This is a genomic window from Allochromatium humboldtianum, assembly GCF_013385175.1.
In the GTDB taxonomy this organism is placed as follows: Bacteria; Pseudomonadota; Gammaproteobacteria; order Chromatiales; family Chromatiaceae; genus Thermochromatium; species Thermochromatium humboldtianum.
This window is the reverse complement of sequence record NZ_JABZEO010000003.1, coordinates 81188-103835: the sequence shown is the minus strand read 5'-3', so window position 1 is coordinate 103835 and position 22648 is coordinate 81188. Positions and strand designations below refer to the sequence as shown.

Annotated in this window: 21 protein-coding genes; 4 read left to right on the top strand and 17 right to left on the bottom strand. The window is 66.2% G+C overall.

The annotated features are described in order from the left end of the window. Window position 1: 1 nt before the first annotated feature. From HW932_RS05140 to bioB, 6 genes are all read right to left on the bottom strand, one after another. Window positions 2–1231 carry a D-alanyl-D-alanine carboxypeptidase/D-alanyl-D-alanine-endopeptidase gene (locus HW932_RS05140; protein ID WP_176975428.1) on the bottom strand — a complete coding sequence of 410 codons (1230 nt, stop codon included), beginning with the start codon at window positions 1229–1231 and terminating at the stop codon, window positions 2–4. A 67-nt stretch (window positions 1232–1298) separates the two neighbouring features. After that, window positions 1299–1967: a dethiobiotin synthase gene (bioD, locus tag HW932_RS05135; protein WP_176975427.1), complete on the bottom strand. Its 669-nt coding sequence runs from the start codon at window positions 1965–1967 to the stop codon at window positions 1299–1301. Continuing rightward, window positions 1964–2839: a malonyl-ACP O-methyltransferase BioC gene (gene bioC / locus HW932_RS05130; RefSeq protein WP_176975709.1), complete on the bottom strand. Its 876-nt coding sequence runs from the start codon at window positions 2837–2839 to the stop codon at window positions 1964–1966. Before bioC ends, bioD begins: the two co-directional genes overlap by 4 nt. Window positions 2840–2871: 32 nt before the next feature. Continuing rightward, window positions 2872–3657: a pimeloyl-ACP methyl ester esterase BioH gene (gene bioH, locus HW932_RS05125; protein ID WP_176975426.1), complete on the bottom strand. Its 786-nt coding sequence runs from the start codon at window positions 3655–3657 to the stop codon at window positions 2872–2874. Between the two features lie 184 nt (window positions 3658–3841). Further along, window positions 3842–5020, bottom strand: a complete 1179-nt coding sequence (gene bioF / locus HW932_RS05120; protein ID WP_176975425.1) for an 8-amino-7-oxononanoate synthase — start codon at window positions 5018–5020, stop codon at window positions 3842–3844. A gap of 10 nt (window positions 5021–5030) precedes the next feature. Further along, window positions 5031–6074 carry a biotin synthase BioB gene (gene bioB, locus HW932_RS05115; RefSeq protein WP_176975424.1) on the bottom strand — a complete coding sequence of 348 codons (1044 nt, stop codon included), beginning with the start codon at window positions 6072–6074 and terminating at the stop codon, window positions 5031–5033. A gap of 180 nt (window positions 6075–6254) precedes the next feature. Here bioB and HW932_RS05110 point away from each other — a divergent pair, with 180 nt between their 5' ends. Then, window positions 6255–6971, top strand: coding sequence for a double zinc ribbon domain-containing protein (locus tag HW932_RS05110; RefSeq protein WP_176975423.1), 717 nt, complete (start codon window positions 6255–6257; stop codon window positions 6969–6971). 14 nt (window positions 6972–6985) lie between these two features. Here the strand turns inward: HW932_RS05110 and HW932_RS05105 are convergent, their stop codons facing one another. The 6 genes from HW932_RS05105 to HW932_RS05080 all read right to left on the bottom strand — a co-directional run bounded on the left by HW932_RS05105 (window position 6986) and on the right by HW932_RS05080 (window position 15153). Beyond that, on the bottom strand, window positions 6986–8227 hold the full coding sequence (locus tag HW932_RS05105) for a YfiM family lipoprotein (RefSeq protein WP_176975422.1): 1242 nt from the start codon (window positions 8225–8227) through the stop codon (window positions 6986–6988). 27 nt (window positions 8228–8254) lie between these two features. Continuing rightward, window positions 8255–9142 carry a transglutaminase family protein gene (locus HW932_RS05100; RefSeq protein WP_176975421.1) on the bottom strand — a complete coding sequence of 296 codons (888 nt, stop codon included), beginning with the start codon at window positions 9140–9142 and terminating at the stop codon, window positions 8255–8257. Further along, on the bottom strand, window positions 9139–11724 hold the full coding sequence (locus tag HW932_RS05095; protein ID WP_176975420.1) for a circularly permuted type 2 ATP-grasp protein: 2586 nt from the start codon (window positions 11722–11724) through the stop codon (window positions 9139–9141). Before HW932_RS05095 ends, HW932_RS05100 begins: the two co-directional genes overlap by 4 nt. Window positions 11725–11863: 139 nt before the next feature. Beyond that, the gene (locus HW932_RS05090) at window positions 11864–14233 is read right to left on the bottom strand and encodes a phosphoketolase family protein (protein ID WP_176975419.1); all 2370 of its coding nucleotides are present in this window, start codon (window positions 14231–14233) and stop codon (window positions 11864–11866) included. A gap of 96 nt (window positions 14234–14329) precedes the next feature. Continuing rightward, complete coding sequence (locus HW932_RS05085) at window positions 14330–14953, bottom strand: LysE family translocator (RefSeq protein WP_176975418.1); 624 nt, start codon at window positions 14951–14953, stop codon at window positions 14330–14332. A gap of 62 nt (window positions 14954–15015) precedes the next feature. Further along, a complete protein-coding gene (locus HW932_RS05080) occupies window positions 15016–15153 on the bottom strand; it encodes a hypothetical protein (protein WP_176975417.1) in 138 nt (45 codons plus the stop codon). Between the two features lie 171 nt (window positions 15154–15324). Here HW932_RS05080 and rimO point away from each other — a divergent pair, with 171 nt between their 5' ends. Continuing rightward, a complete protein-coding gene (gene rimO, locus HW932_RS05075; RefSeq protein ID WP_176975416.1) occupies window positions 15325–16689 on the top strand; it encodes a 30S ribosomal protein S12 methylthiotransferase RimO in 1365 nt (454 codons plus the stop codon). 12 nt (window positions 16690–16701) lie between these two features. On the opposite strand, the gene HW932_RS05070 is transcribed toward rimO, so the two are convergent. Continuing rightward, a complete protein-coding gene (locus HW932_RS05070; protein WP_012970253.1) occupies window positions 16702–16902 on the bottom strand; it encodes a YgaP family membrane protein in 201 nt (66 codons plus the stop codon). A 161-nt stretch (window positions 16903–17063) separates the two neighbouring features. On the opposite strand from HW932_RS05070, the gene HW932_RS05065 reads away from it, so the two are divergent. Both HW932_RS05065 and HW932_RS05060 read left to right on the top strand, forming a co-directional pair. Continuing rightward, window positions 17064–18707 carry a bifunctional aminoglycoside phosphotransferase/ATP-binding protein gene (locus HW932_RS05065; protein ID WP_176975415.1) on the top strand — a complete coding sequence of 548 codons (1644 nt, stop codon included), beginning with the start codon at window positions 17064–17066 and terminating at the stop codon, window positions 18705–18707. A gap of 147 nt (window positions 18708–18854) precedes the next feature. Next, window positions 18855–20159 carry an EAL and HDOD domain-containing protein gene (locus HW932_RS05060; protein WP_176975414.1) on the top strand — a complete coding sequence of 435 codons (1305 nt, stop codon included), beginning with the start codon at window positions 18855–18857 and terminating at the stop codon, window positions 20157–20159. On the opposite strand, the gene HW932_RS05055 is transcribed toward HW932_RS05060, so the two are convergent. From HW932_RS05055 to HW932_RS05040, 4 genes are read right to left on the bottom strand one after another with little or no spacing between them, the layout of a single operon-like run. Then, window positions 20131–21006, bottom strand: a complete 876-nt coding sequence (locus HW932_RS05055) for a DMT family transporter (RefSeq protein ID WP_176975413.1) — start codon at window positions 21004–21006, stop codon at window positions 20131–20133. The genes HW932_RS05060 and HW932_RS05055 overlap by 29 nt on opposite strands. Then, complete coding sequence (dusA, locus tag HW932_RS05050) at window positions 21003–21998, bottom strand: tRNA dihydrouridine(20/20a) synthase DusA (RefSeq protein WP_176975412.1); 996 nt, start codon at window positions 21996–21998, stop codon at window positions 21003–21005. The genes HW932_RS05055 and dusA overlap by 4 nt, the downstream gene beginning before the upstream one ends. A gap of 16 nt (window positions 21999–22014) precedes the next feature. Further along, window positions 22015–22359 carry an HVO_A0114 family putative DNA-binding protein gene (locus HW932_RS05045; RefSeq protein ID WP_343046959.1) on the bottom strand — a complete coding sequence of 115 codons (345 nt, stop codon included), beginning with the start codon at window positions 22357–22359 and terminating at the stop codon, window positions 22015–22017. Between the two features lie 10 nt (window positions 22360–22369). Beyond that, window positions 22370–22645 carry a toxin-antitoxin system TumE family protein gene (locus HW932_RS05040; RefSeq protein WP_176975410.1) on the bottom strand — a complete coding sequence of 92 codons (276 nt, stop codon included), beginning with the start codon at window positions 22643–22645 and terminating at the stop codon, window positions 22370–22372. Window positions 22646–22648: the final 3 nt, after the last annotated feature.

The following is a 22648-nucleotide window of genomic DNA, read 5'->3' as shown; positions in this document are numbered from 1 at the left end:
TTCAGCGCGCCAGTTGGCTGGCGACCCGGCGTCTGAGGTCGTAGGCCACGGGTTGCTCGATGAGCAGCGCGAACGGCTCCCAGGCGCCGCCGCGCCGGACATAGCCGGCATAGCTGCTGATTCCGCGCAGGGTGCCGGTCTTGGCGAGAACATTGGGGTCGTCGTCCTGCTGGGGCATCAGGTCGCGATAGGGCGCGAAGGCGTCGAGCAGTTCGACGAGCTGGCGTGGGCTCAATCGGTTGGCGCGTGACAGGCCGGCGCCGTCGTCGATTTTGAACGCCGTCCAGCCGAAACGGCGCTGGGCGAAGTCGGTCATGGCGCGCTTGGCCTGGGTCATGCTGATCCGGCCCTGTCCATCCGGTGCGGCCAGACGCAGGAAGAGCGCGTTGGCGACGAAGTTGCTGGAGTACTCGAGCATGGGCGCGACCATTTCGGCCAGGGTGCGGCTGTTGGCGTGGCGCAGGAGGCGCTTGGCGTCGCTCGGCGTGGGCGCGATCCGTTGCTGATCGCCGACCTCGATGCCGGCGGCCCGGAGTTTGGCGGCCAGCAGTTCGCCGAAATAGCGCAGGGCGATCTCGCGTTCGCGCAGGTTGATGCGCTGCTTGCCGGCCGGTCCCGAGCGGCCGAGACGTTCGCCGGTGGCGGTCAGGGGCGTCTGTGGCTCGGCGCTGCGGATGCGTTCACCCTCGCGGATCAGATTGAGGGTGTTGAAGTTCGCCGCCAGCGCCGTGACCGGAGCGTCGTAGGGATTGCTCGACGACGAGCGTCCGGCGATCTCGACGTCCGGATCGAAGAGGCTGTCGTCGAGACCGATCCCCGCGGCCCGGCGCACACCCTGCTGTTTGAGTGCCGCGACCAGACGGTCGAGTTCCTCGGAGACCAGATAGGGATCGGCGGCCCCCTTGACCCAGAGCCAGCCGGAGGCGTCCTGGAAGACGTCGGTGTGGAAGCGATGGTCGCGTCCCCAGGTTTCGAGCGCCGCGTAGGCGGTCAGGAGCTTCATGGTCGAGGCCGGGATGCGTGCGGCCTCGGCCTGATAGGCGATCCGGTCATGTCCGCGCTCCTTGACCAGCAGACTGGCCTGCGGGAGCGAGCGCACTTGGGCGACCGGGTCGTCGGCCAGAGCCGTGTGCGCGAGACCGAGCCAGAGCGCGGCGATGAGTACGAGCCGGTGGGGGCGATGGGCAGTCATCTGAGTCAGGGGCTGTGGTTGACGGGCGCCGGACAGCATACCGCAATCCCGAACTCCAACCGTATTCAGAATGACCGGCTTCGAACGCCGCGCGTCCTTTCAGTCTTCAGCGACCCATGTGGAGACAGGCGGCGATGGTTTCGGCATCCGGCTCAGCCATCCAGGGTACCAGGCCGAGACAGGGGGCCTGGATCAGCGTCTGGAGCGTCTCCAGATTGGCCTCTGGGGCCAGCATGTCCGGATCGACCTGATTGGCGATCCAGCCGGCCAGTTGCAGACCGCTCGACTGGATCGACTCGGCCGTCAGCAGGGCATGGTTGAGGCAGCCGAGCTTGAGTCCGACCACCAGAATCACCGGCAGATCCAGTGCGCGCGGGATGTCGCCGACAAAGCAGTCGGGACCGAGTGGGACGCGCCAGCCGCCGACGCCCTCGACCAGCACCCAGTCGGCCTGTCGTGTCAGCTCGGTGTGCGCCGCGCGGATGCGGTCGAGTTCGATCGAGATCCCGACATCCGCAGCGGCCACATGGGGGGCGATCGGTCGCGCGAAGGCATAGGGATTGACGAGTGCATAGGGGACTGTGAACGTGCCCTGGGCCTGGATGCGTTCGGCATCCGCGTTGCGCAGTCCCTCGGGATGCTGGTCGCAGCCGCTCGCGACCGGCTTCATTCCCAGAACGCGATGTCCGCGTGCCTGCAGGGCGGCCATGAGTCCGAGCGTGATCTCGGTCTTGCCGCAGCCGGTATCCGTGCCTGTGATGAAGAATCCGCTCATGGTTCGACCGCCCGGCGGCGTCCGCCGATCGCTGAGAGTGGGATGGCGACTTCGCCGCTGGTTTGACGGTGTTCGGCCGGCTCGGGCGCCCAGGCATGTCCGTACAAGACCTCATAGCTGGCCGGCAGACGGCCGTCGCGCCTGTGGGTCTCGTAGGCGTCGGCGAGTGCGGCCAGTCGCGCGCGGCCGGTCAGGGCGCGTGGACGAGCGTCTGTGGCATTGCGTGCGCCGAGTGTCTTGAGATCGCGCATCAGACCCTGAACGTCGTCATAAGTCAGCGTCAGACGATCGGCGTCCATCACCGGATCGGCGAAGCGCGCGCGCACCAGGGCATCGCCGATGTCGTGCATGTCCAGGAAGGGGCTGACGTGGGTGTGTTCGTCGACCTGGCTCCAGGCGGCGCGCAGTTCCTTGAGCGTGTCCGGGCCGAAGGTAGTGAAGAGCAGCAATCCGCCCGGACGCAGCACCCGTCGGCATTCGCTGAAGGTGCGCTCCAGGTCGTTGCACCACTGGAGCGCGGCATTGGAGACGATCAGATCCACCGCGCCGTCGGCCAGCGGCAGCGACTCGGCATCGGCGCAGACGCACAGCGGCCGACGCCACCAGCTTCCGCGTCGGCGCGCCTGGAGCAGCATCCCGTGGGCGAAGTCCAGCGCCAGTACGCGCGCCTTGGGATAGCGGCGGGCGAGCGGGTCGATGGCATAGCCGGTACCGGCGCCAAGGTCGAGAATGCGTTGGGGCGCGAGTCGAATGTAGTCGAGCCGCCCGAGCATCCGGTCGGCGATCTCGCGCTGGAGTACGGCGACACGGTCGTAGTCGGCGGCGGCGCGTTCGAAGCTGAGCCGGGCGCGGGTCTTGTCGATCGGGTGCATGATGGCGGCCTTGGGGTCTGGCGTCGTGATGTTCAAAGGGCGTCCAGAAAGGTGCGGATGGCCCGACCGGTTTCATGAGGGTGCGAGATGTGGGGCGCATGGGCCGCGCCCGCGATGGTCTCGACCTGCGCCTCGGGCATCAGCAGTTCGATGCGTTCGGCGACCCGTGCCGGAACCAGGGTGTCGTGTTGGCCGAACAGCCAGAGCGTCGGGCAGCGGATGTCGGGGAGCTGGGGACGCAGGTCTTCCTCTCGCAACAGATCCAGGCCCAGGGCGAGTGCGGCGGGCTTGGGTTCGGGACGTGCAGCCAGTTCCTGTTTGAGGGTGCGGAGTGTCTCGCGCGCGGTGTCGCTGCCGCGCGTTTGCAGGGCCAGGAAGCGGTTCAGGGTGCCGCTCGGGTCGGCGAGCAGGCCGTCGTGGAACTGGGCCAGGGTCGCTTCGGGCATGGCGGGCGTCCAGTCGGTCGCCTGGGTGAAGCGCGGGGTGGCGGTCAGGAGGACCAGTCCGGCGACACGCTTGGGCGCGTGCAGGGCGGCGGCCAGGGCGATGAGTCCGCCCAGCGACCAGCCGACCCAGACGGCGCGTTCGGGGGCGGCGTCCAGGCAGGCTTCGGCCCAGCCCCAGAGATAGTCGCGTCCGGTAGGGAAGGGGCTGTCGCCATGTCCGGGTAGGTCGATGCGGTGTTGAGTCAGGCCGTTCCAGGTGGGTTCTGGGACGCCGTTCCAGATGGCCGAGTTCATGCCCCAGCCGTGGAGCAGGACCAGGTCGGCGGTGGTTTCAGGGGCTGGAGTGTGCGGGGGAACGGATTGGTTCGACATCGGTTGTGGTTTCGGTATGGTTGCTTGACTCGGTAGGTGGGTGGCTCGGGGCGCCGTCGTCGGGGGGACGCCGTGAATCCATCCCTGGAGGCTTGACGACCGCATCCATGCGGTCGACACCCCCCGCCGACGGCGCCCCGAGCCACTCGACGGCCTCATCACGGGCGGCTGGGCGTTGGTTCGGCTAGGTCGGCAATCTGGCCAGGGCCGCGAGCAGTCGGTCGATGTCATCAGCGGTGTGGGCGGCTGAGAGTGTGACGCGGAGCCGCGCCGTGCCTTCGGGAACCGTTGGGGGGCGAATGGCTGTGACCAGGAGGCCGGCGGCTTCGAGCGCGGCGCTCCAGGCCAGTGCCTGTTCGGCACTGCCGGCCAGGATCGGCTGGATGGGTGTCGGCGAGTCCATCAGGTTCAGTCCGATTCGGGTCGCTCCGGTGCGAAAGCGGTCGATCCACTCTGCCAGCCGTTCGCGCCGCCAGTGTTCGCGTCGGTTGATAGCGAGACTGGTCAGGGTTGCCTCAGCCAGTGCCGGCGGCGTGGCCGTGGTGTAGATGTAACTGCGCGCGCTCTGGATCAGGGTTTCGATCAGTTCCTCGGAGCCGGCGACGAACGCGCCGAAGGTGCCGAATGCCTTGCCGAGTGTGCCCATCAGGATCGGAACGTCTTCGGGGTCGAGTCCGAAATGATTCGGCGAGCCGCATCCTTCGTGTCCCAGCACGCCCAGGCCGTGCGCGTCGTCGACCATCAGCCAGGCGCCGGAGTCGCGCGCGATGGCGGCCAGTTCAGGCAATGGGGCCGGATCGCCGTCCATGCTGAAGACGCCGTCTGTGACGATGAGCCGCGCGGGGTCGCCGGCGATCAGGCGCTTGAGCGCCTGGACATCGGCGTGCGGATAGCGGCGCAGTCGGGCGCGTGACAACAGGGCACCGTCGAGCAGTGAGGCGTGATTGAGCCGGTCCTCGAACACCGTGTCGGTCCGTCCGGCCAGGGCGCTGATGACGCCCAGATTGGCCATGTAGCCGGTCGAGAAGAGGAGGGCGCGCGGGCGTCCGGTGAACTCGGCCAGCGCCTCTTCCAGGGCTTGATGGGCGCGGCTGTGGCCGTTGACCAGATGCGCCGCGCCGCTGCCCACGCCCCAGCGTTCGGCCCCGTCGCGCAGGGCGGCGATCACCTCGGGGTGATTGGCCAGACCTAGATAGTCGTTGCCGCAAAAGCTCAACATCGGTCGGCCGTCGACTCGCGCCTGGGGTTGCTGCGGGCTGTCCTGGAGCCGACGGCGCCGATAGAGCGACTGGGCCTTGAGCGCGTCGAGTCGCGGGCGCAGTTCGGTCTCGGGGTTGGGGCGGCTGGATGGCGGTCGCTCCATGTCTTGCGCCTCAGAGCCGGATCTTGTGCTCGGTGGTCTTGTGGCAGGCGCCCGGCTCGGTGCGTTCGGCCTCGACCTGTTCGAAGGCCAGACCCAGACGCTCGAACAGTCGACGGTCGCGGTCGGACTCGGCATTGGGCGCGGTCAGCAGTCGCTCGCCGTAGAAGATCGAGTTGGCGCCGGCCAGGAAGCAGAGCGCCTGCAACTCGTCGCTCATCTCGCTGCGTCCGGCCGAGAGGCGCACATGCGAGCGCGGCATGATGATCCGCGCCGCCGCGACCACGCGCACGAACTCGAAGGGATCGAGCGCGTCGACGCCGAACAGCGGTGTGCCCTCGACCTGGACCAGCAGATTGATGGGGACGGATTCGGGATGCGCCGGCAGGTTGGCGAGCTGGCGCAGCATGGAGGCGCGGTCGCGGCGCGATTCGCCCATGCCGAGGATGCCGCCGCTACAGGTCTTGAGTCCGACCGTGCGGATGTGCTCCAGGGTGTCGAGCCGGTCCTGATAGGTGCGGGTGCTGATGACCTGACCGTAGAACTCGGGCGAGGTGTCGAGGTTGTGGTTGTAATAGTCGAGTCCGGCGTCCTTGAGCCGGCGCGCCTGTTCGGCGGTCAGCATGCCGAGCGTGACGCAGGTCTCAAGCCCGAGCGCATGGATGCCCTCGACCATGGCGATCACCTGTTCGAGATGGCGGTCGGTCGGGTTGCGCCAGGCCGCGCCCATGCAGAAGCGGGTCGCGCCCTGGGACTTGGCGGTGCGCGCCGCCTCCAGCACGGTGTCGAGCGGCAGGATGCGCTCGGGTTCCACGTCCGTTGCATGGCGCGCGCTCTGGCCGCAATAGCCGCAATCCTCGGGGCAGGCGCCGGTCTTGATGCTCAGCAGGGTGCTGACCTGGATGGTATTGGGATCGAAGTGGGCGCGGTGGACGCTCTGAGCCGTGAACAGCAGATCGTTGAACGGCTGATCGAGGATCGCTTCGATCTCGTCGAGAGACCAATCGTGACGGAGTGCGGGCGGCGACTGGAAAGCGGTGGTCTGGGTCTGTGACATGGGCGGAATGAACCGGATGTGGCTTCGAAATCGGTCGTGACGAAGCGATAAAAGGCCCATTACTCTAAAGGGCTTGTTTGACTTGTCAACTGATTTTGGTTCTCAAGGTTTACAACTCGATCCGCTGACGTCGGTTCCGCTGGTGTGTGAGGGATGTCATGATCGAGGGGAGACAGCGCCGTGTGGAAACTCGGTTTTGGGGGCGATCGCAGTCTGCTCGACAGCCTGTTCCCGCCGACCTGTCTGCTCTGCGGCGCGCCCGGCGAGGCGGGCCGCGATCTCTGCGCCGGTTGCGCGCTGGATCTGCCCTACAATCTCCGTGCCTGCGCCCGGTGCGCGCGTCCCTTTCTGGTTCCACTGCCGGACGGGGCGATCTGCGGGGACTGCGAGCGCCGCCCGCCGCCGTTCGACGCCTGTCTGACGGCCTTTCGCTACGAAGGCGCGGTGCCCTTCCTGATCACGGGCGCCAAGTTTCGTGGGCGGCTCAACGCCGCGCGGCTACTGGGTCAGTGTCTGGCCGAGCATGTGCGCGAGTCGGCGGACGACTGGCCCGAGGCGCTGGTCCCCGTGCCGCTGCATCCGCGACGCCAGCGCACGCGCGGCTACAACCAGGCGCTGGAGATCGCGCGCGTCACGGGCCGCGCGCTGTCCCTTCCGGTCGAACCGCGTCTCGTCGCCCGCCCCCGCGCCACGCCGCCCCAGACCGAACTGACGGCACGCGCCCGGCGGCGCAACATCCGGGGCGCCTTCAAGGCGATGGACGCTCTCACGGGGCGGCATCTGGCCATCGTCGATGATGTGATGACGACCGGAGGCACGGTCTCCGAACTGAGTCAGGTGTTGATCGACGCCGGTGCCGTGCGGGTCGATGTCTGGGCCGTGGCGCGGACGCTCTAATCTCAGGCGTGGATTCAGCCCGGCGACTGTCGGTACAGCCCGCGTGACTCGATATGACGGTCGATCTGTTCGATCAGGCGCTGGTACTCACGCCGTTTGTCCGTGCCGAGACGATCCTCGAAGCGCGCCTGACTCAGTCCCTCGGGCAGGCGGTCGATGCGCGGCATGAAGTCGTCCTCCCGTAACCCCGCACGCGCGACGGACTGAAGCCACCGGGCGCTCGCCGCCTTCTCGGTGGCCAGCCGCGCAAAGCGGATACCTGCACGGTTGGCCATCATGTCAGCGAAGCTGAAGCCGCTGCCGCCATTGGCGTCCGACATCTCCTTGTACCAGCCGACCAGACTGGAGAGCGTATCCGTGCCCTGGACGGCGAGCGCCGCCGAGGTCATGAAGTGCTGACTCAGGTCGACCCGACCGCGCAGCAGCACCAGACGCGGGCGCGCGCGCGGCTCGGTCGAATCATCGTCCGGCGCACGGATGGACTGGCCGTTGACATAGGCCGCCAGCGCCAGGATGAGCGCGCGATGGCCGGCGATCGGGTCCATGTCGTTGGCCGTCTCCTGGAGCAGATGGGTGAGCAGATCCGACAACGGAAGCGGCTTGCGCCCAGGTTGCGCGGCGGCATAGCGGATGATCGCGTCCTGAGCGGCCAGCACCCGTGGCAGTTCATCGGACGCGATCATGCCGCCGCTGAACCGCTCGATCATGTCGGGGCGCCAAGTGTAGTCGAGCGTCAGCCGTTCGGGCGTGAAGCGGACCTCATGCACCATCTGCGAACGATCGAGCGCCTGGAGCGCCTGCTCGGCCAGTGCCTGCGCCAGGGAGCCGGGAATCGGCAGTCCGGCGATCCGCGCCGACTCGACCCGAGGCAAGGGATCGTCCTCGACCAGTTCCAGCTCCAGATTGAGATAGCCGTCGAGCTGATCCAGCGGCAGCTTGAGCGAGAGGGCCAGACTGGCCCGGCCGGCACCGAGACGCACCTGCGCCTGACCCTGTCCACTGCGTCCGAGCAGAGCATTGAGCAGCAGATTGGCCTGCGGCTCGGTGAGTTCGAGCCGGTTGCTCGAAGCCGCGCGCCCGTGATGCCGGCGCTGCTTGGCGAGCCAGTCGGCCGCCCAGGTCTGTTCGGCCGGACTCGGCGGTGAAGGCTCGGCGACCAGTGGGCGGCGATCCAGCGCCAGGGCCAGTCCCAGGACGAGCGCCGCAACCAGCCCAAGACCCGTGATCCACAGCAGACTTTTCAGTAACAAACGCATATGAAGAGGTGTCGTGTCGGTGCGGGTTCAGTCCACTGCCTCGCCGATCCGATTGACGTCCACCGCCACGCTCAGATCATGCTGTCCGCCCCCATAGAAGATCCCGCGCAGCGGCGTGACATCCTGGAAATCGCGCCCGATGGCCGTGGTGATGTGCTGCTCGACCGGAATGCAGTCGTTGGTCGGATCGAAGTCGATCCAGCCATGATCCGGCACCAGCACCGAGAACCAGGCATGCGAGGCGTCCGCGCCCTGGAGCTTGACCTGACCCGGCGGCGGCAGCGTCTCCAGATAGCCGCTCACATAGCGCGCCGCCAGTCCCAGCCCGCGCAGTCCTGAGATGGCGATATGCGCGAAATCCTGACAGACCCCCCGACGCTGGCGCATCACCTCGGCCACCGGCGTGGCGACCGTGGTCGCGGTCGGGTCGTACTCGATCTCGCGATGGATGCGGGTCATCAGATCCAGCGTCGCCTCCAGTATCGGTCGCCCAGGCGTGAAGGAGACGGCGGCGAAGGCGTGCGCCTCGTCATCGAGCGGCACCTGCGGCGAGGGCAGGGTGAAGATGCGCGCATCGCTCATCAGCCCATCGCCGCGATCGTAGAGCCGTTCGAGCGCCAGTTCCCAGGGTGTGGTGCGCTCAGGAAGCGGTGTGGGCACGGGCATGATCTCGACCTCGCTCAGAGCCGTGACCTCCAGTGCGCGATGCGCCTGCTGGATCGAGAAATAACTGACCCGATTGCCGAAGAAGTCCTCGTGCTCGCGGCTGACCGCCGGCCAGGGATCGACACGCAGACTCGCGCTCAGGCAGCGCTGGGCGCGGGTGTCGATCGGCTTGAGGTGCGCGATGCTGTGACAGAGCGAGACCGGATCGGCATAGTCATAGCGGGTCACATGCTGGACCTTGTATCTCATACGGGCACCTCGGCGACGCGAGACAACAGACTGTGCGGCTGCTCCTCATGCCGGAAGTATTGGGCGGTGATGGCGTCCGACAGGGCGGCGAGCTGGAGGTTCAGGTCGGCCAGCATCTCAGCGAGCCGGGCGCGCTGCTGGCCGCTCTCGTCGACCTGGATGAGCTGATTGATCTCGGCCAGACGGATGTCTGTCAGGCTCTTGAGCGCGAGCTTCTCGGCCGGTGTGCGTCCGACGGCCAGATCGCCGCGCGGCAGCTCCGTCACCAGCCGCCCGAGCATGGCGAGCTGATAGGCCAGCGCGCGCGGATTGCCTTCGTCCTGGAACACCAGATCGAGCAGGGCGCCGACGCGCGTCCCGCCCCGATAGCGGCGCCGGTAGGTGATGGTGCTGTCAGTGACGCCCAGCACCGCCTCGATCAGCATGTTCTCGTCAGCCTCGCCGGCGACCGGCACCAGGGTCGAGCGCAGCAGACTGGCCGTGGTCGCGCCCCGCTCCAGTCGGCGTCCGGTCTCCAGGAAGTGCCAGCCCTCGTTGTGGGTCATGTTCTCCTGGGTCAGACCGGAGAAGGCCACCAGTGATGTCACCAGCGGGTCGAGTTCGTCGAGTGCCTGCGAGAGCACGCGCGGCGGATGATCGGCCAGACTGGCCTGAAGCGCCTCGATGTCGCCGATGATGCGCCAGGTGTCGGCCGAGAGCCGGTCGCGCACCGAATAGGCGGCTTGACCCAGCGCCTCCAGCGTCTGCGGCAGACTGCCGACCAGACTGCGATCCGAGATCAGTGCCAGCAGCTCCGGAACCGGATCGTTCAGACGTTCCTCAGCGCCGGGACCGAGAAAACCGGGGAAGGTCTGGGTCTGCTGGGTCAGCGCCTCCAGCAAGGCGCGCAGACAGGACGAGCTGGCCGGCGAGAGCGGATAGTCACTGCGTTCGGCGTACTTGAAGATGGTGACGCGCAGCAGGCGCACCAGCCCCTCGGCGCGCTCGGCATAGCGTCCGATCCAGAACAGATTGTCGGCCACCCGGCTGGAGACGGCGCTTTCCTGGACCACGGCCGGAGTGATCTCGGAGAGCGGGAGCAGGGTCTCCTGACGCTCGGGTTCGGAGGCCAGCACCCAGACGTCCTTGCCGAGTCCGCCGAGCTGACCCGACAGGGGCAGGGCGGCTTCGGGCGTCGAATGCACCCGACCCAGTCCGCCCGGCATCACCGCATAGCCTTCCTCCTCGGCGATCAGGAAGGTGCGCAGGGTCGTCGGTCGCGGTTCGAGCTGACGGCCGATCAGGGCCGGCGCGGTCGCCGGCACGACCGGCTCCTGGGCGATGTAGCGGCGCGGGTGCGTCTCGATGGCGCGCACCAGCCGCGCGCGCGCCTCCGGTGCCAGCGTGCCCGGCTGGATCGGCGTCGGATCGAGTGCCGGATGGACCGGGCGGACGATGAGCCGGTCGAGGTCGTCGAGTACGCGCGCCCGCGACTCGGGGTCGCCGCACCACCAGGTCGGGGTGTCGGACAGCGCCAGTTCCTCGCCCAGCAGGTGCTGACAGAGCGCCGGCAGAAACGCCTTGAGCGCCGGATGCTCCAGCACCCCGCTGCCAAGCGCATTGGCCAGGGTGACATTGCCCAGCCGCGCCGCCTGGACCAGTCCGGGAATGCCGAGCAGCGAATCCTCGCGCAGTTCCAGCGGATCGCACCAGACGTCGTCGAGTCGGCGCAGCACGGCATCGATGCGCTCCAGGCGTCCGAGCGTGCGCAGCCAGAGCGCGCCGTCGCGCACCGACAGATCCGCGCCCTGCACCAGGGTGTAGCCCAGATAGTTGGCCAGATAGGCGTGCTCGAAATAGGCTTCGTTGCGCGGACCGGGCGTGAGCACCACCACGCGCGGTTCTTCGCCGTGTTGGGGCGCGAGTCGGGTGAGGGCACGGCGCATCGAACGGAAGAACCCGGCCAGCCGATGGACGTGCGAGTCGCGAAACACGCTCGGCAGAACGCGCGAGAGCACCACGCGGTTCTCCAGCGCATAGCCCGCGCCCAATGGGGTCTGGGTGCGGTCGCTGATGACCTGCCAGTGGCCATCGGGCCGGCGGGTCAGATCGGCGGCGTAATGGATCAGGGGCCGTCCTTCGGCGCACTCCACGCCGCCGCAGGGCAGCAGATAGCCGGGATGACCGTCGATCAGCTCAGCCGGGATCAGCTCCAGCCGGACCAGATCACGGGGGCCATAGAGATCGCGCAGGATCAGGTTGAGCAGCTCGGCGCGCTGGATCAGACCGCGTTCCAGCTCGGCCCATTCGTCGCTGCGGATCAGCAGCGGCAGCAGATCCAGCTCCCAGGGACGCGACATGCCGCGCGGGTCGCCGTGCGGATTGTAGGTGACGCCATTGTCGCGGATCAGGCGACGCGACTCGCCCCAGCGTTCCTCGATCCCGGCCGGGCCGAGCGTGCGCAGTGCATCGAGCAGATACTGCCAGTGCGGACGCACTTCGCCCTCAGGCGTGCGCATCTCGTCATAACAATCGGGCAAGGGGACATAGGCGTCGACCAGACCCGGTTGGTCAGGGAGCGACGCCAGCTCGGGTGGAGACATGGGATGGGACTCGTTCGGGGCGCGGAGCGACGATTAGACACGTCATCCGGGAGGCTTGCAAGGCGCGGGCGAGTCCGTCATCGCGCCTCATGCCTTGCATCGCCGGTCGAGCGCGTCGGCCGAATCGTCTGTCACCGGCTCAAAACGGCCAGACCCACTCATCCACATCCGGCTTGTCGATGCCGTGCTCATAGGCGTAGTTGCGGCACTCGATCTGCTGATCGCGCAGCTTTTCCTTCACATGCGCCCCGGCGACCTGGAGTCGCGGCACGCGGTTGATGACATCGATCGCCAGACTGAAGCGGTCGATCTCGTTGTTGATCGCCAGTTCGAGCGGTGTGTTGATGTTGCCCTTCTCCTTGTAGCCGCGCACATGCAGATTCTTGTGATTGGTGCGCCGATAGGCCAGTCGATGAATCAGCCAGGGATAGCCGTGGAAGTTGAAGATGATCGGGCGATCCTTGGTGAAGAGACTGTCGAAGTCCGCATCCGACAGCCCATGCGGATGCTCGCCCGCCGGCTGGAGCTTGAACAGATCCACGACGTTGATGAAGCGGATCTTGATGTCGGGGAAGTGCTCACGTAACAGCGCCGTGGCCGCCAGCGCCTCCTTGGTCGGGATATCGCCGCACCCGGCCATCACCACATCGGGTTCGGCGCCCTGATCGTTGCTCGCCCAGTCCCAGATACCGATGCCTTTGGTGCAGTGCTTGATGGCTGCATCCATGTCGAGATACTGCAAGTGGCTCTGCTTGTCGGCGACGATGACGTTGATGTCGTCGCGGCTCTGGAGACAGTGGTTGACGGTCGAGAGCAGGGTGTTCACATCCGGCGGCAGATAGATGCGCGTGACCTCGGGATTCTTGTTGACGACGACATCGAGGAATCCCGGATCCTGATGGGTGAAGCCGTTGTGATCCTGACGCCAGACGGTCGAGGTGATGAGCAGATTGAGCGAGGAGATCCGCGCGCGCCAGGGAATGTCCTCACAGATCGACAGCCACTTGGCGTGCTGGTTGTACATGCTGTCGATGACATGGACGAAGGCTTCATAGGTGGCGAAGAAGCCGTGACGCCCGGTCAGCACATAGCCCTCGTACCAGCCTTCCAGGGTGTGCTCGGAGAGCATTTCGAGCACGCGCCCGTCGGGTGAGAGTTCGCCGCCGTCGGCATCCTCGGGCCTGTAGTCGCACAGCCAGAGTTTTTTGCTGACCTCATAGACCGCATCGAGCTTGTTGGAGGTGTTCTCGTCCGGGCCGAAGACGCGGAAGTTGTCCATGTTCTTCAACATCACATCGCGCAGCAACGCGCCGGTCGGCTTGGTGTTCATGGCGCGCGCGGTGCCGGGCTTGTCGACCCGGATGGCATAGTCGCGGAAATCCGGCATCCGTAGCGCACGGCGCAGCAGTCCGCCGTTGGCGTGCGGGCTGGCGCTCATGCGCTTGGTCCCCTGAGGTGCGAGCGCCTTGAGTTCGGGGATCAGCCGTCCCTGGGCGTCGAACAGCTCTTCGGGTCTGTAACTGCGCATCCAGTCTTCGAGCTGCTTGAGATGCGCCGGATTGTCGTGCATCCCCGAGAGCGGCACCTGATGCGCGCGCCAGAACCCCTCGACCTTGTGCCCATCGACCTCGGACGGCCCCGTCCAGCCCTTGGGCGTGCGCAAGACGATCATCGGCCAGTGGGCGCGCGTGGCCTCGCCGCTTTCGCGCGCCTGCTGCTGGATGGCGCGGATCTGGTCGTGACAGGCGTCCAGCGTCGCCGCCATGGTCTGATGCAGGGTCAGCGGATCGTCGCCCGCGACGAAATGCGGCGTCCAGCCATAGCCGCGCATGAGACTGGCCAGCTCCTCGTCGGGGATGCGCGAGAGCAGGGTCGGATTGTTGATCTTGTAGCCGTTGAGATGCAGGATCGGCAGCACCGCGCCGTCGCGGATGGGATTCAGGAACTTGCTCGAATGCCAGGAGGTCGCCAGCGGCCCGGTCTCGGCCTCGCCGTCGCCGACCGCCACCGCGACCAGCAGGTCCGGATTGTCGAAGGCTGCCCCGAAGGCATGCGAGATCGAATAGCCCAGCTCGCCGCCCTCGTGGATCGATCCGGGGGTCTCGGGCGTGCAGTGCGAGCCGATGCCGCCGGGGAAGGAGAACTGCTTGAAGAACGCCTTCAGACCCTCCTCGTCCTCGCTCTTATTGGGATAGATCTCGGAATAGGCGCCTTCCAGATAGACCGGCGCCAGCACGCCCGGCGCGCCATGACCGGGACCGGCGAGAAAGATCGCGTCCTGATCGCGCTCACGGATGATCCGGTTGAGATGCACGTACATGAACGAGAGTCCGGGACTCGCGCCCCAATGACCCAGGAGCCGCTGCTTGATGTGCTCCGGCTTGAGCGGTTCGCGCAACAGCGGATTGTCGCGCAGATAGATCATGCCCACGGCCAGATAGTTGCAGGCGCGCCAGTAGGCGTCGATCCGGTCGAGCTGCTCGGGTGTGAGCGGGGTGGTGGTCGTCATCGGCTGTCTCCTCCTGTGCCAGGGTTGCTTCGGAACACGATACAGAGCGATTGTGAACGTCTGACGGCCATCAGACCCGATCGTTCAATCGATTTTTCAGCCGTCGATCCAGCCGAGCCAGACGCCTCCTTCATACATGAGCACCAGACCCAGGATCATCAGGACCAGACCGAGTCCGCGCAGAGTGTAGAGATAGACGCGCCCGCTCATGAAGGCACGCGACCGCCCGACCAGCAGCGCCAACGCGATCTTCGCGCCGACCAACAGGGCATAGAAGCTGATCAGGAACACCAGGAGCGCGCCTGGACTCTGGCTCATGGCCTTGGCCATGATGGGCGCGCCGACGCTCGACCAGAACAGATAGGGATGCGGACTGAGCAGATTGGCCAGCATCCCCTTGGTCAGCGAACGTGAGGCCGGCGCCTCACCATCGAGTCGGACCCCTTGAGTACCGAGCGTGCGCCAGCCCAGAAACGACACGAAGCCGCCGCCGACCAGTGACAGCACGCCGAGCACGCCATCGAGTTCCGCGAGCCGCGACAGGAGCGCCAGGGTCAGCAGGATGAGCGGTGCGTCGGTGAGCAGCGGCGCGATGGCCACCTTCATTCCGGCGCGTGCGCCATGCTGGAGCGTCTCCGAGATGACGAGCGTGAGCACGGGACCGGGCGCGAGTCCGGCAGACAGGCCCAGCACGATTCCAAGCACCAGAAAGCTCAGCATCCCGAATCAGACCATTCCGTCCAAACGAACGCCGACCGTGGCATGGAACGAGCCGTCGCCGTTCAGATGAGTTCCTGGGTGACGAACAGATAACCCAGGGCGACCGTGACCACGGCGATGGCCACGTAAGGGAGTAGAATGCAGATGCCCGGCAGGTCGTTGCAGATCCGACTGTACTTGCAGAGTTTACAGCTTCTCATCAGTCTTTCTGTCCGCTCGTCTGTGTGTGAATGGCGATTCGGCTCGCCCGTGGACGGGCCGGACGATGATCGATCTCGGGTATCGTTGAAAGCCGCGCTATCCTTACCCAAGTTTGAGCCAGGTTCAATGGTTCCTTCCGTTCATTTCTCAATCCCAGGCATCGTCATCCCTTGAAGACCTCATCCAACTCCAGTAGCGCGCTCCATCCGCACGGACTGGCTCCACGCATCGGTTTCGTCAGTCTCGGCTGCCCCAAGGCCACGGTCGACTCCGAGCGCATCCTCACCCGGCTGCGCGCCGAGGGCTATCAGCTCCAGCCGACCCACGCCGAGGCCGATCTGGTCATCGTCAACACCTGTGGCTTCATCGATTCGGCGGTCGATGAGTCGCTGGACGCCATCGCCGAGGCGCTCGACGAGAACGGTCGGGTGATCGTCACCGGCTGTCTCGGCGCGCGCGCGGAGCTGGTGCGCGAGCGGCATCCCGAAGTGCTGGCCGTCACCGGCCCGCACGCGCTGGAAGAGGTGATGACCGCCGTGCACGCGCATCTGCCGGCCCCGCACGATCCCTTCACCAGTCTCATCCCGCCGCAGGGTGTGCGGCTGACGCCGGGCCACTATGCCTATCTGAAGATCTCGGAAGGCTGCAACCATCGCTGCCGCTTCTGCATCATCCCCAGCCTGCGCGGCGATCTGGTCAGTCGCCCGATCGGCGAGATCCTCGACGAGGCCGGGCGTCTGGTCGAATCCGGCGTGCGCGAACTGCTGGTGGTCTCGCAGGACACCAGCGCCTATGGGCTGGATCTGGGTCATCGACCCGACTTCTGGGGCGGTCGCCCGCTGCGCACCCACATCACCGAGCTGGCGCGGACCCTGGGCGAGTTGCCGGCCTGGATTCGGCTGCACTATGTCTATCCCTATCCGCATGTCGACGAACTCATCCCGCTGATGGCCGATGGGGTGATCCTGCCCTATCTGGACATGCCGCTCCAGCATGGCAGCGAGTCGGTGCTGCGTGCGATGCGCCGTCCAGCGGCAACCGAGAAGGTGCTGGACCGTCTGTCCCGCTGGCGTGCCGATTGTCCTGATCTGGTGCTGCGCAGTACCTTCATCGTCGGCTTTCCGGGCGAGACCGAGGACGATTTCGAACGGCTGCTGGACTTTTTGCGCGAGGCGCGGCTCGATCGGGTCGGCTGCTTCCCCTATTCGGCCGTCGAGGGCGCGGCGGCCAACGAGTTGCCGAATCCGGTGCCCGAGGCCGTCAAGCAGGAACGACTGGAACGCTTCATGGAGGTGCAGGCCGGCATCAGCCGCGAGAAACTGGCCGCGCGCGTCGGACAGCGGCTCACGGTGCTGGTCGACGTGGTGGAGGAGGACGCCATCATCGCCCGCAGTTACGGCGACGCCCCCGAGATCGACGGCGAGGTCATCATCGAGGGCGCCTGGGAGATCGATCCGGGCGACTTCATCGAGGTCGTGATCACCGAAGCCGGCGAACACGACCTCTGGGCGCAGCCGGTCGAAGAGGACGACTGAGCGGCGTCAGGCTCAGAACGCCGGCCCGCTCTGTTTGCCGAGCTTCTTGAGGATGATCGCCAGCGGACAGAAGCCGGTGAAGGCCGACTGGAACAGATTGGCGCCGACGAAGGCGGTGAACCACAGCCAGTAGGGGCTGACGAAATGGGCCAGCAACAGTGAGATCAGGATGAAGCCGCCGGCGACGGCGAAAACGATGCGTTCGATCGACATGGAATTCTCTACACTTGATAGTGGGATGGATGGCGATCGGATCTTACTGAGTCGAGGCGGCCTTGTTCAACCGAGCCCGGATTCCAGCCACGACACATCATCGTGCACGGACATTTGGTCGTGTGCGCACTCCAGCGCGTGTCGGGTCACGGGGTAGGGCGATGAAGCAAGACGATCTTTCCGTTTTGATCGAGGCACTGCGGCGCCCTCAGGCCTATCCGCACGAGGCCGGCAGCGTCGAGCACATCGAGACCCATATCTCGCATGTGTTGCTGGCCGGTGAGTACGCCTACAAGTTCAAGAAGCCGCTGGATCTCGGTTTTCTCGACTTCTCGACCCTGGAGCGGCGCCGGTTCTGCTGCGAGGAAGAACTGCGGCTCAACCGCCGTCTGGCCCCTGATCTCTATGTGGGCGTCGTCACGGTCAACGGCACACGCGATGCGCCGCGCATCGACGGCGCGGGGCCGATCCTGGAATACGGCGTCCGGATGCGCCGCTTCCCACAGTCGGCCCTGCTCGACCGCCAGCCGGTGACGGATGAACTCATGACCCGGCTGGCCGAGCACATCGCCGACTTCCATGCCGGCATTCCCATAGCCAGTCAGGGCAGCGGTTTCGGAGCGCCCGAGCGGGTGCTCGAACCCATGCTGGAGAATCTGACCCAGATCCGCGCCCGTCTCGACGATCCCGAGGCGCTGGCGCGTCTGGAGTCCCTCGAAACCTGGATCCGCGCCCGCTTCGAGACACTGACACCCGTGATCGAGCAGCGCCGTGCCGAGGGCTTCGTGCGCGAGTGTCATGGCGACATGCATCGCGGCAACATCGCGCTCGTCGACGACCGGATCCTGATCTTCGATGCCATCGAATTCAATCCCAATCTGCGCTGGATCGACACCGCCAGCGAGATCGCCTTTCTCGTCATGGACCTGGAGCAGGAGGGCGAGCAGGGCGCGGCCCAGCGTTTCCTCAACCGCTATCTGGAACGCAGCGGCGACTATGGCGCCCTGGCCGTGCTCGACTTCTACAAGGTCTATCGCGCCCTGGTGCGGGCCAAGGTGCTCATGATCCGGTCGCGACAGGACGACCTTCGGCCCGAAAAAGCCGCCGCCATTCGGAGCGACTTCGCGCGCTATCTGGATCTGGCTCTGTCCTACACCCGGACGCGCCGTCGCCATCTGCTCATCGCCTGCGGTCTGCCGGGGTCGGGCAAGAGCCGGCTGTCCTATCGACTGCGCGAGGCGTTGCCGCTGATCCATCTGCGTTCGGACGTCGAGCGCAAGCGATTGTTCGGACTGGGCGAACTGGCGCGCACCGCCAGTAGCATCGATCGCGGCATCTATTTCCCGCGCGCGACCGACTGGACCTATGAGCGTTTGCATCGTCTGGCCGACGATATCCTGGCCAGCGGTTACGACGTCCTGGTCGATGCCACCTTCCTCGCTCGCCGGCGGCGCGAGCACTTCGCGGCCCTGGCGCGTCGGCATCGGGCCGGATTCGCGATCCTGGCGCTGGAGGCCCCGCTGGAGGTGTTGCGCGAACGGGTGGTGAGACGTCTCGCGCAGGGAGCCGATGTCTCCGAGGCCGATCTCTCGGTGCTGGAGTGCCAGTACGCGAGCCGCCAGCCCCTGAGCGAACTGGAGCACAGCCGCGCGCTCGTCATCGATACCAGTCGCGACAATGCCTTCCCCGAGATCCTCGACCATCTGCGCGCACTGCTCGCCGCCGAGCCGGCGCCGGAACGAACCCCTGATATCGACGTGCCGCCCGCCGAATCCAGTCGGGCTCGACAGCGGGGTTCGGCATGAGCCGGTGCGCCCCCATTCGGGGTGGGCGGTTCGCTCAGCGGTGATTCGAACCGGCGAGTCTCCCCGGAGTCTGGCGCGCTCGTGCTCGAAGCGTCACAATATAGCCGTCATCTCCAATACACTCATAATGTGGTCGACGAGGGAGCGATGTCAGACACATTTCTCGGCATACAGCCGATCTTCGACCGCGACCAGCACATCATCGCTTACGAATTGTTGTTTCGTGGTCTCTTCGGCGGATTCGAGGACGACCCGATCGACCCCGATGCGGCGACCTCGCAGGTCATCCTCAATGCCTTCACCGACATCGGTGTGGAGCGTCTCGGGCGCGACAAGCTGCTCTTCCTGAATCTGACCGAGGGTTTGCTGACGAGCGACCTCATCCGGACACTGCCGCCGGATCGGGTGGTGCTGGAGATCCTGGAGACCGTGCGGATCACGCCCGCCCTGGTCGAGTCCGCCAGATCACTGGTCGGTCTGGGCTTCACGCTGGCCCTCGACGACTTCGTCTACTCGCCCGAATGGGATCCGCTGCTCGAGATCGCCCGGATCGTCAAGTTCGACGTGCTCGGTGACGATCGCACCGCGATCACGGCCAAGCTGGCTTCGCTTCCCCGGACCTGTCGTCCGCGCCTGCTCGCCGAGAAGATCGAGACGCACGAGCAGTTCCAGGACTGTCTCGGTCTGGGATTCGATCTCTTTCAGGGGTATCACCTGGCCAGGCCCGAGGTGCTCGCCGGCAAGCGCCCCCCAGCCAATCATGTGCAAGCCCTGCGGTTGCTGGCGCGTCTGCAGGACGACGACATCGGTTTGCAGGAGGTCGAGCGGATCATCAGTCAGGACGTCACCCTGAGTTATCGTCTGCTGCGCTTCATCGGCAATGTCGCCATCTCTCAGGCGCGTCCCATCCAGACCCTGATGCAGGCCATCTCGCTCGTGGGTCTACGTACCGTGCGCCAGTGGGCGGCACTCCTGACTCTGGGGTCACTGGACTCGGTCAATCCGCACAGCTTCACGCGCTCCCTGACCTATGCGCGCTTCTGTCAGATCGTCGGTGAACGCCGTTTCAGCCAGGACAAGGACGCACTCTTCACCGTGGGTCTGTTCTCCAACCTCGACGAGATCCTGTTGATCCCCTTGCACGAGGCCCTGGAACACCTGCCCCTGGATCTCCGCATCAAGCAGGCCATTCTCGAACACAAGGGATTGCTCGGCGCCGTCCTGGCCCATGCCAAGGGCTTCGAGGACGACGAGCGATCCTCGGACGAGCGATCCTCGGATGAGTCGCTGCCGGGTCTGGACGCCGAAACGCTCGCCGTCTATTTCCTCGAGGCCTTTGCCTGGGCGCGCGATCTCCAGCAGCAGGTCGAGACGGGTGATCGCGACGCACACGATCAGGAACGCCATCCCCCCCGCGACGACCTCAGAGCACGATCACGACCACACCGCTGAGCATGAGCACGCCGGCCGGCAACCGCGCCGCCATCCCCGGCTCGCGGAAGATCAGCGCGCCATAGAGGATGCCGAACAGCAGGCTGGTGCGCTTGACGGCGATCATATAGGCGACCTCGACCTTCTGGATCGCCAGGAAATGGGTGAAGACCATGATCCCGAGCAGTCCGCCGACCGTCAGCACGGCCCAGGGGTGTCGCGCGAGCCGCACCAGCCGACTCGGACGCGGCAGGACGATGACCACCGCGACCGCGATCCCGAGCAGGGCGAAATAGAAGGCGCCGAAGGATTCGGGCGGCAGATAGCGCATCGCGCCCTTGCCCAGGGTCGCCGTGAGCGCATAGAGCGCGGCGACGCCGAGCATCATCCGCGATCCGGGTTCGTCGAGTATGGCGACGAAGGGCGCGACCCAGCCCTGCCAGTTGCGCCGATGGGCGTGGGCGCTGTTGAGCAGCCAGGCCCCGGCGACGACCAGCAGGATGCCCAGGACGCCGCGCGCCGAGACCTGTTCGCCGAGCAGGCCCCAGGCCACGCCGATCACGAACACCGGGGTGAAGGCCAGATAGGGCAGGGTGAGTGAGAGCGGATGGTCGCGGATCGCGGCCACATAGAGCCACATGGCGGCCATCTCCAGCGGCAGCATGACCGCCATCCAGCCCCAGAAGGCCCAGGGCAGTTCGGTGAGCGGCGGCATCCCAATCAGCAGCGGCGTCATCAGCAGTCCGGGGATGCAGAAGCGCACCACCAGCAGTTCGCTCGCCGTGAGATCGCGCAGCCAGGCCTTGGCCGCCGCATCGGCGCTGGCCAGGGTGAAGGCGCAGATCAGCGCCAGCGCGATCCAGCTCATGAACGTGCGTGATCGCCGAACCCGAGTACCTCGACCCCGGCGCCCGGCCGGTGGGCCTGTTCGCTGATGCGCCGCCGCCAGGCACGCGCGCCCGGCTGGCCCTGGAAGAGTCCGAGCAGATGGCGGCTCATGGCGTTCATCGGCACGCCAGCGGCGAGCTGACGCTCGGCGTAGGGGATGAAGGCTTCGAGCACCTGCCGGCGTGTCGGAATGGGGTGATCGTCGCCGAAGACGCGCCGATCGGCCTCGGCCAGGATCCAGGGATTGTGATAGGCCGCGCGTCCGATCATGACCCCATCGAGATCGTTCAGGAACGCGACGGTCGCGTCCAGGGTCTCGATGCCGCCGTTGATGACGATCGGGAGATGCGGGAAGTCGCGCTTGAGATCGCGCACCACCTCGTAGCGCAGGGGCGGGATGTCGCGATTCTCCTTGGGACTCAGGCCCTTGAGCCAGGCCTTGCGCGCGTGGACGATGATGGCATCGCAACCGGCCTCGCTCAGCCGACCGACGAAGTCGACGAGTTCGGCATAGCTGTCGCGCTCGTCGATGCCGATGCGATGTTTGACCGTCACCGGCGCCCGCACCGCCGCGCGCATCGCCGTCACGCAATCGGCCACCAGCGCCGGCTCGGCCATGAGACAGGCGCCGAAGCGTCCGTTCTGGACCCGGTCGGACGGGCAGCCGACGTTGAGGTTGATCTCGTCATAGCCCCAGTCCTCGGCCATCCGCGCACAGCGCGCCAGATCTTCGGGGTCGGAGCCGCCGAGTTGCAGGGCGACCGGGTGCTCGGTCGGGTCATAGCGCAGAAAACGCTCACGGTCGCCGTGGATCAGGGCTCCCGTGGTGATCATCTCGGTATAGAGCAGGGTGTGGCGGCTGATCAGACGCAGGAAGTAGCGACAGTGTCTGTCGGTCCAGTCCAACATCGGAGCAACGGATAGGCGTCGGTTGTGTTGCAGCGCGAGCCGTCGAGCGGGAACGTCCGTCATGATTGGATCTTCGACCTCAGGCTGCCGCACTGTAGCTCAACTCGACCTGCACGGCCTCATACGGAAACGACAGCTTGCCCTCGGGCGTCTTGTCGAGCAGCCCGCAGGTCAGCAACACCTGGACATCGCTGTGGACGCCCTTGATGTCGCGCTCCACGCGCCGTGCCACTTCACGTACCCCCAGCGGCCCGGCCCCCGTGAGCGCGCACAGGATGGCCCAGCGATTGGGGTTGAGCGTGGCCAGCAAGCGTTCCTCGCTGCGAAACGAGTACCGGCAGCCTTGGGGTTCGCCGCGAAACGCGGCCTTCATGCGTGCTTTGACGGATTCGATGTCAGACACGCCGATGATGAGTGTGCTCACGGCGTTCTCCTCACAGACGGCCGACATCGACCCAAAAGTCGTCGATCAGCCGATCCGGATCGGTGAATGAATAGGGAAGCTCGCGCTCCCCGAGATGTTTGTGGTCGCCTTTTCCCGCTTCGTTGTCGTAGCGCAACAGGCAAACGCCATCGACGACCAATGCCAAGCGGTACTTGTAGCGGTGCGAGCTTCCGGGCAAGGGCGCCGGAAGCTCGAAGATCGACACGCTGACGAAGCGATCGTCAGCCAGATCGAATCGCTCTTTTTGGATCAGGGTCGCCAGCATGAT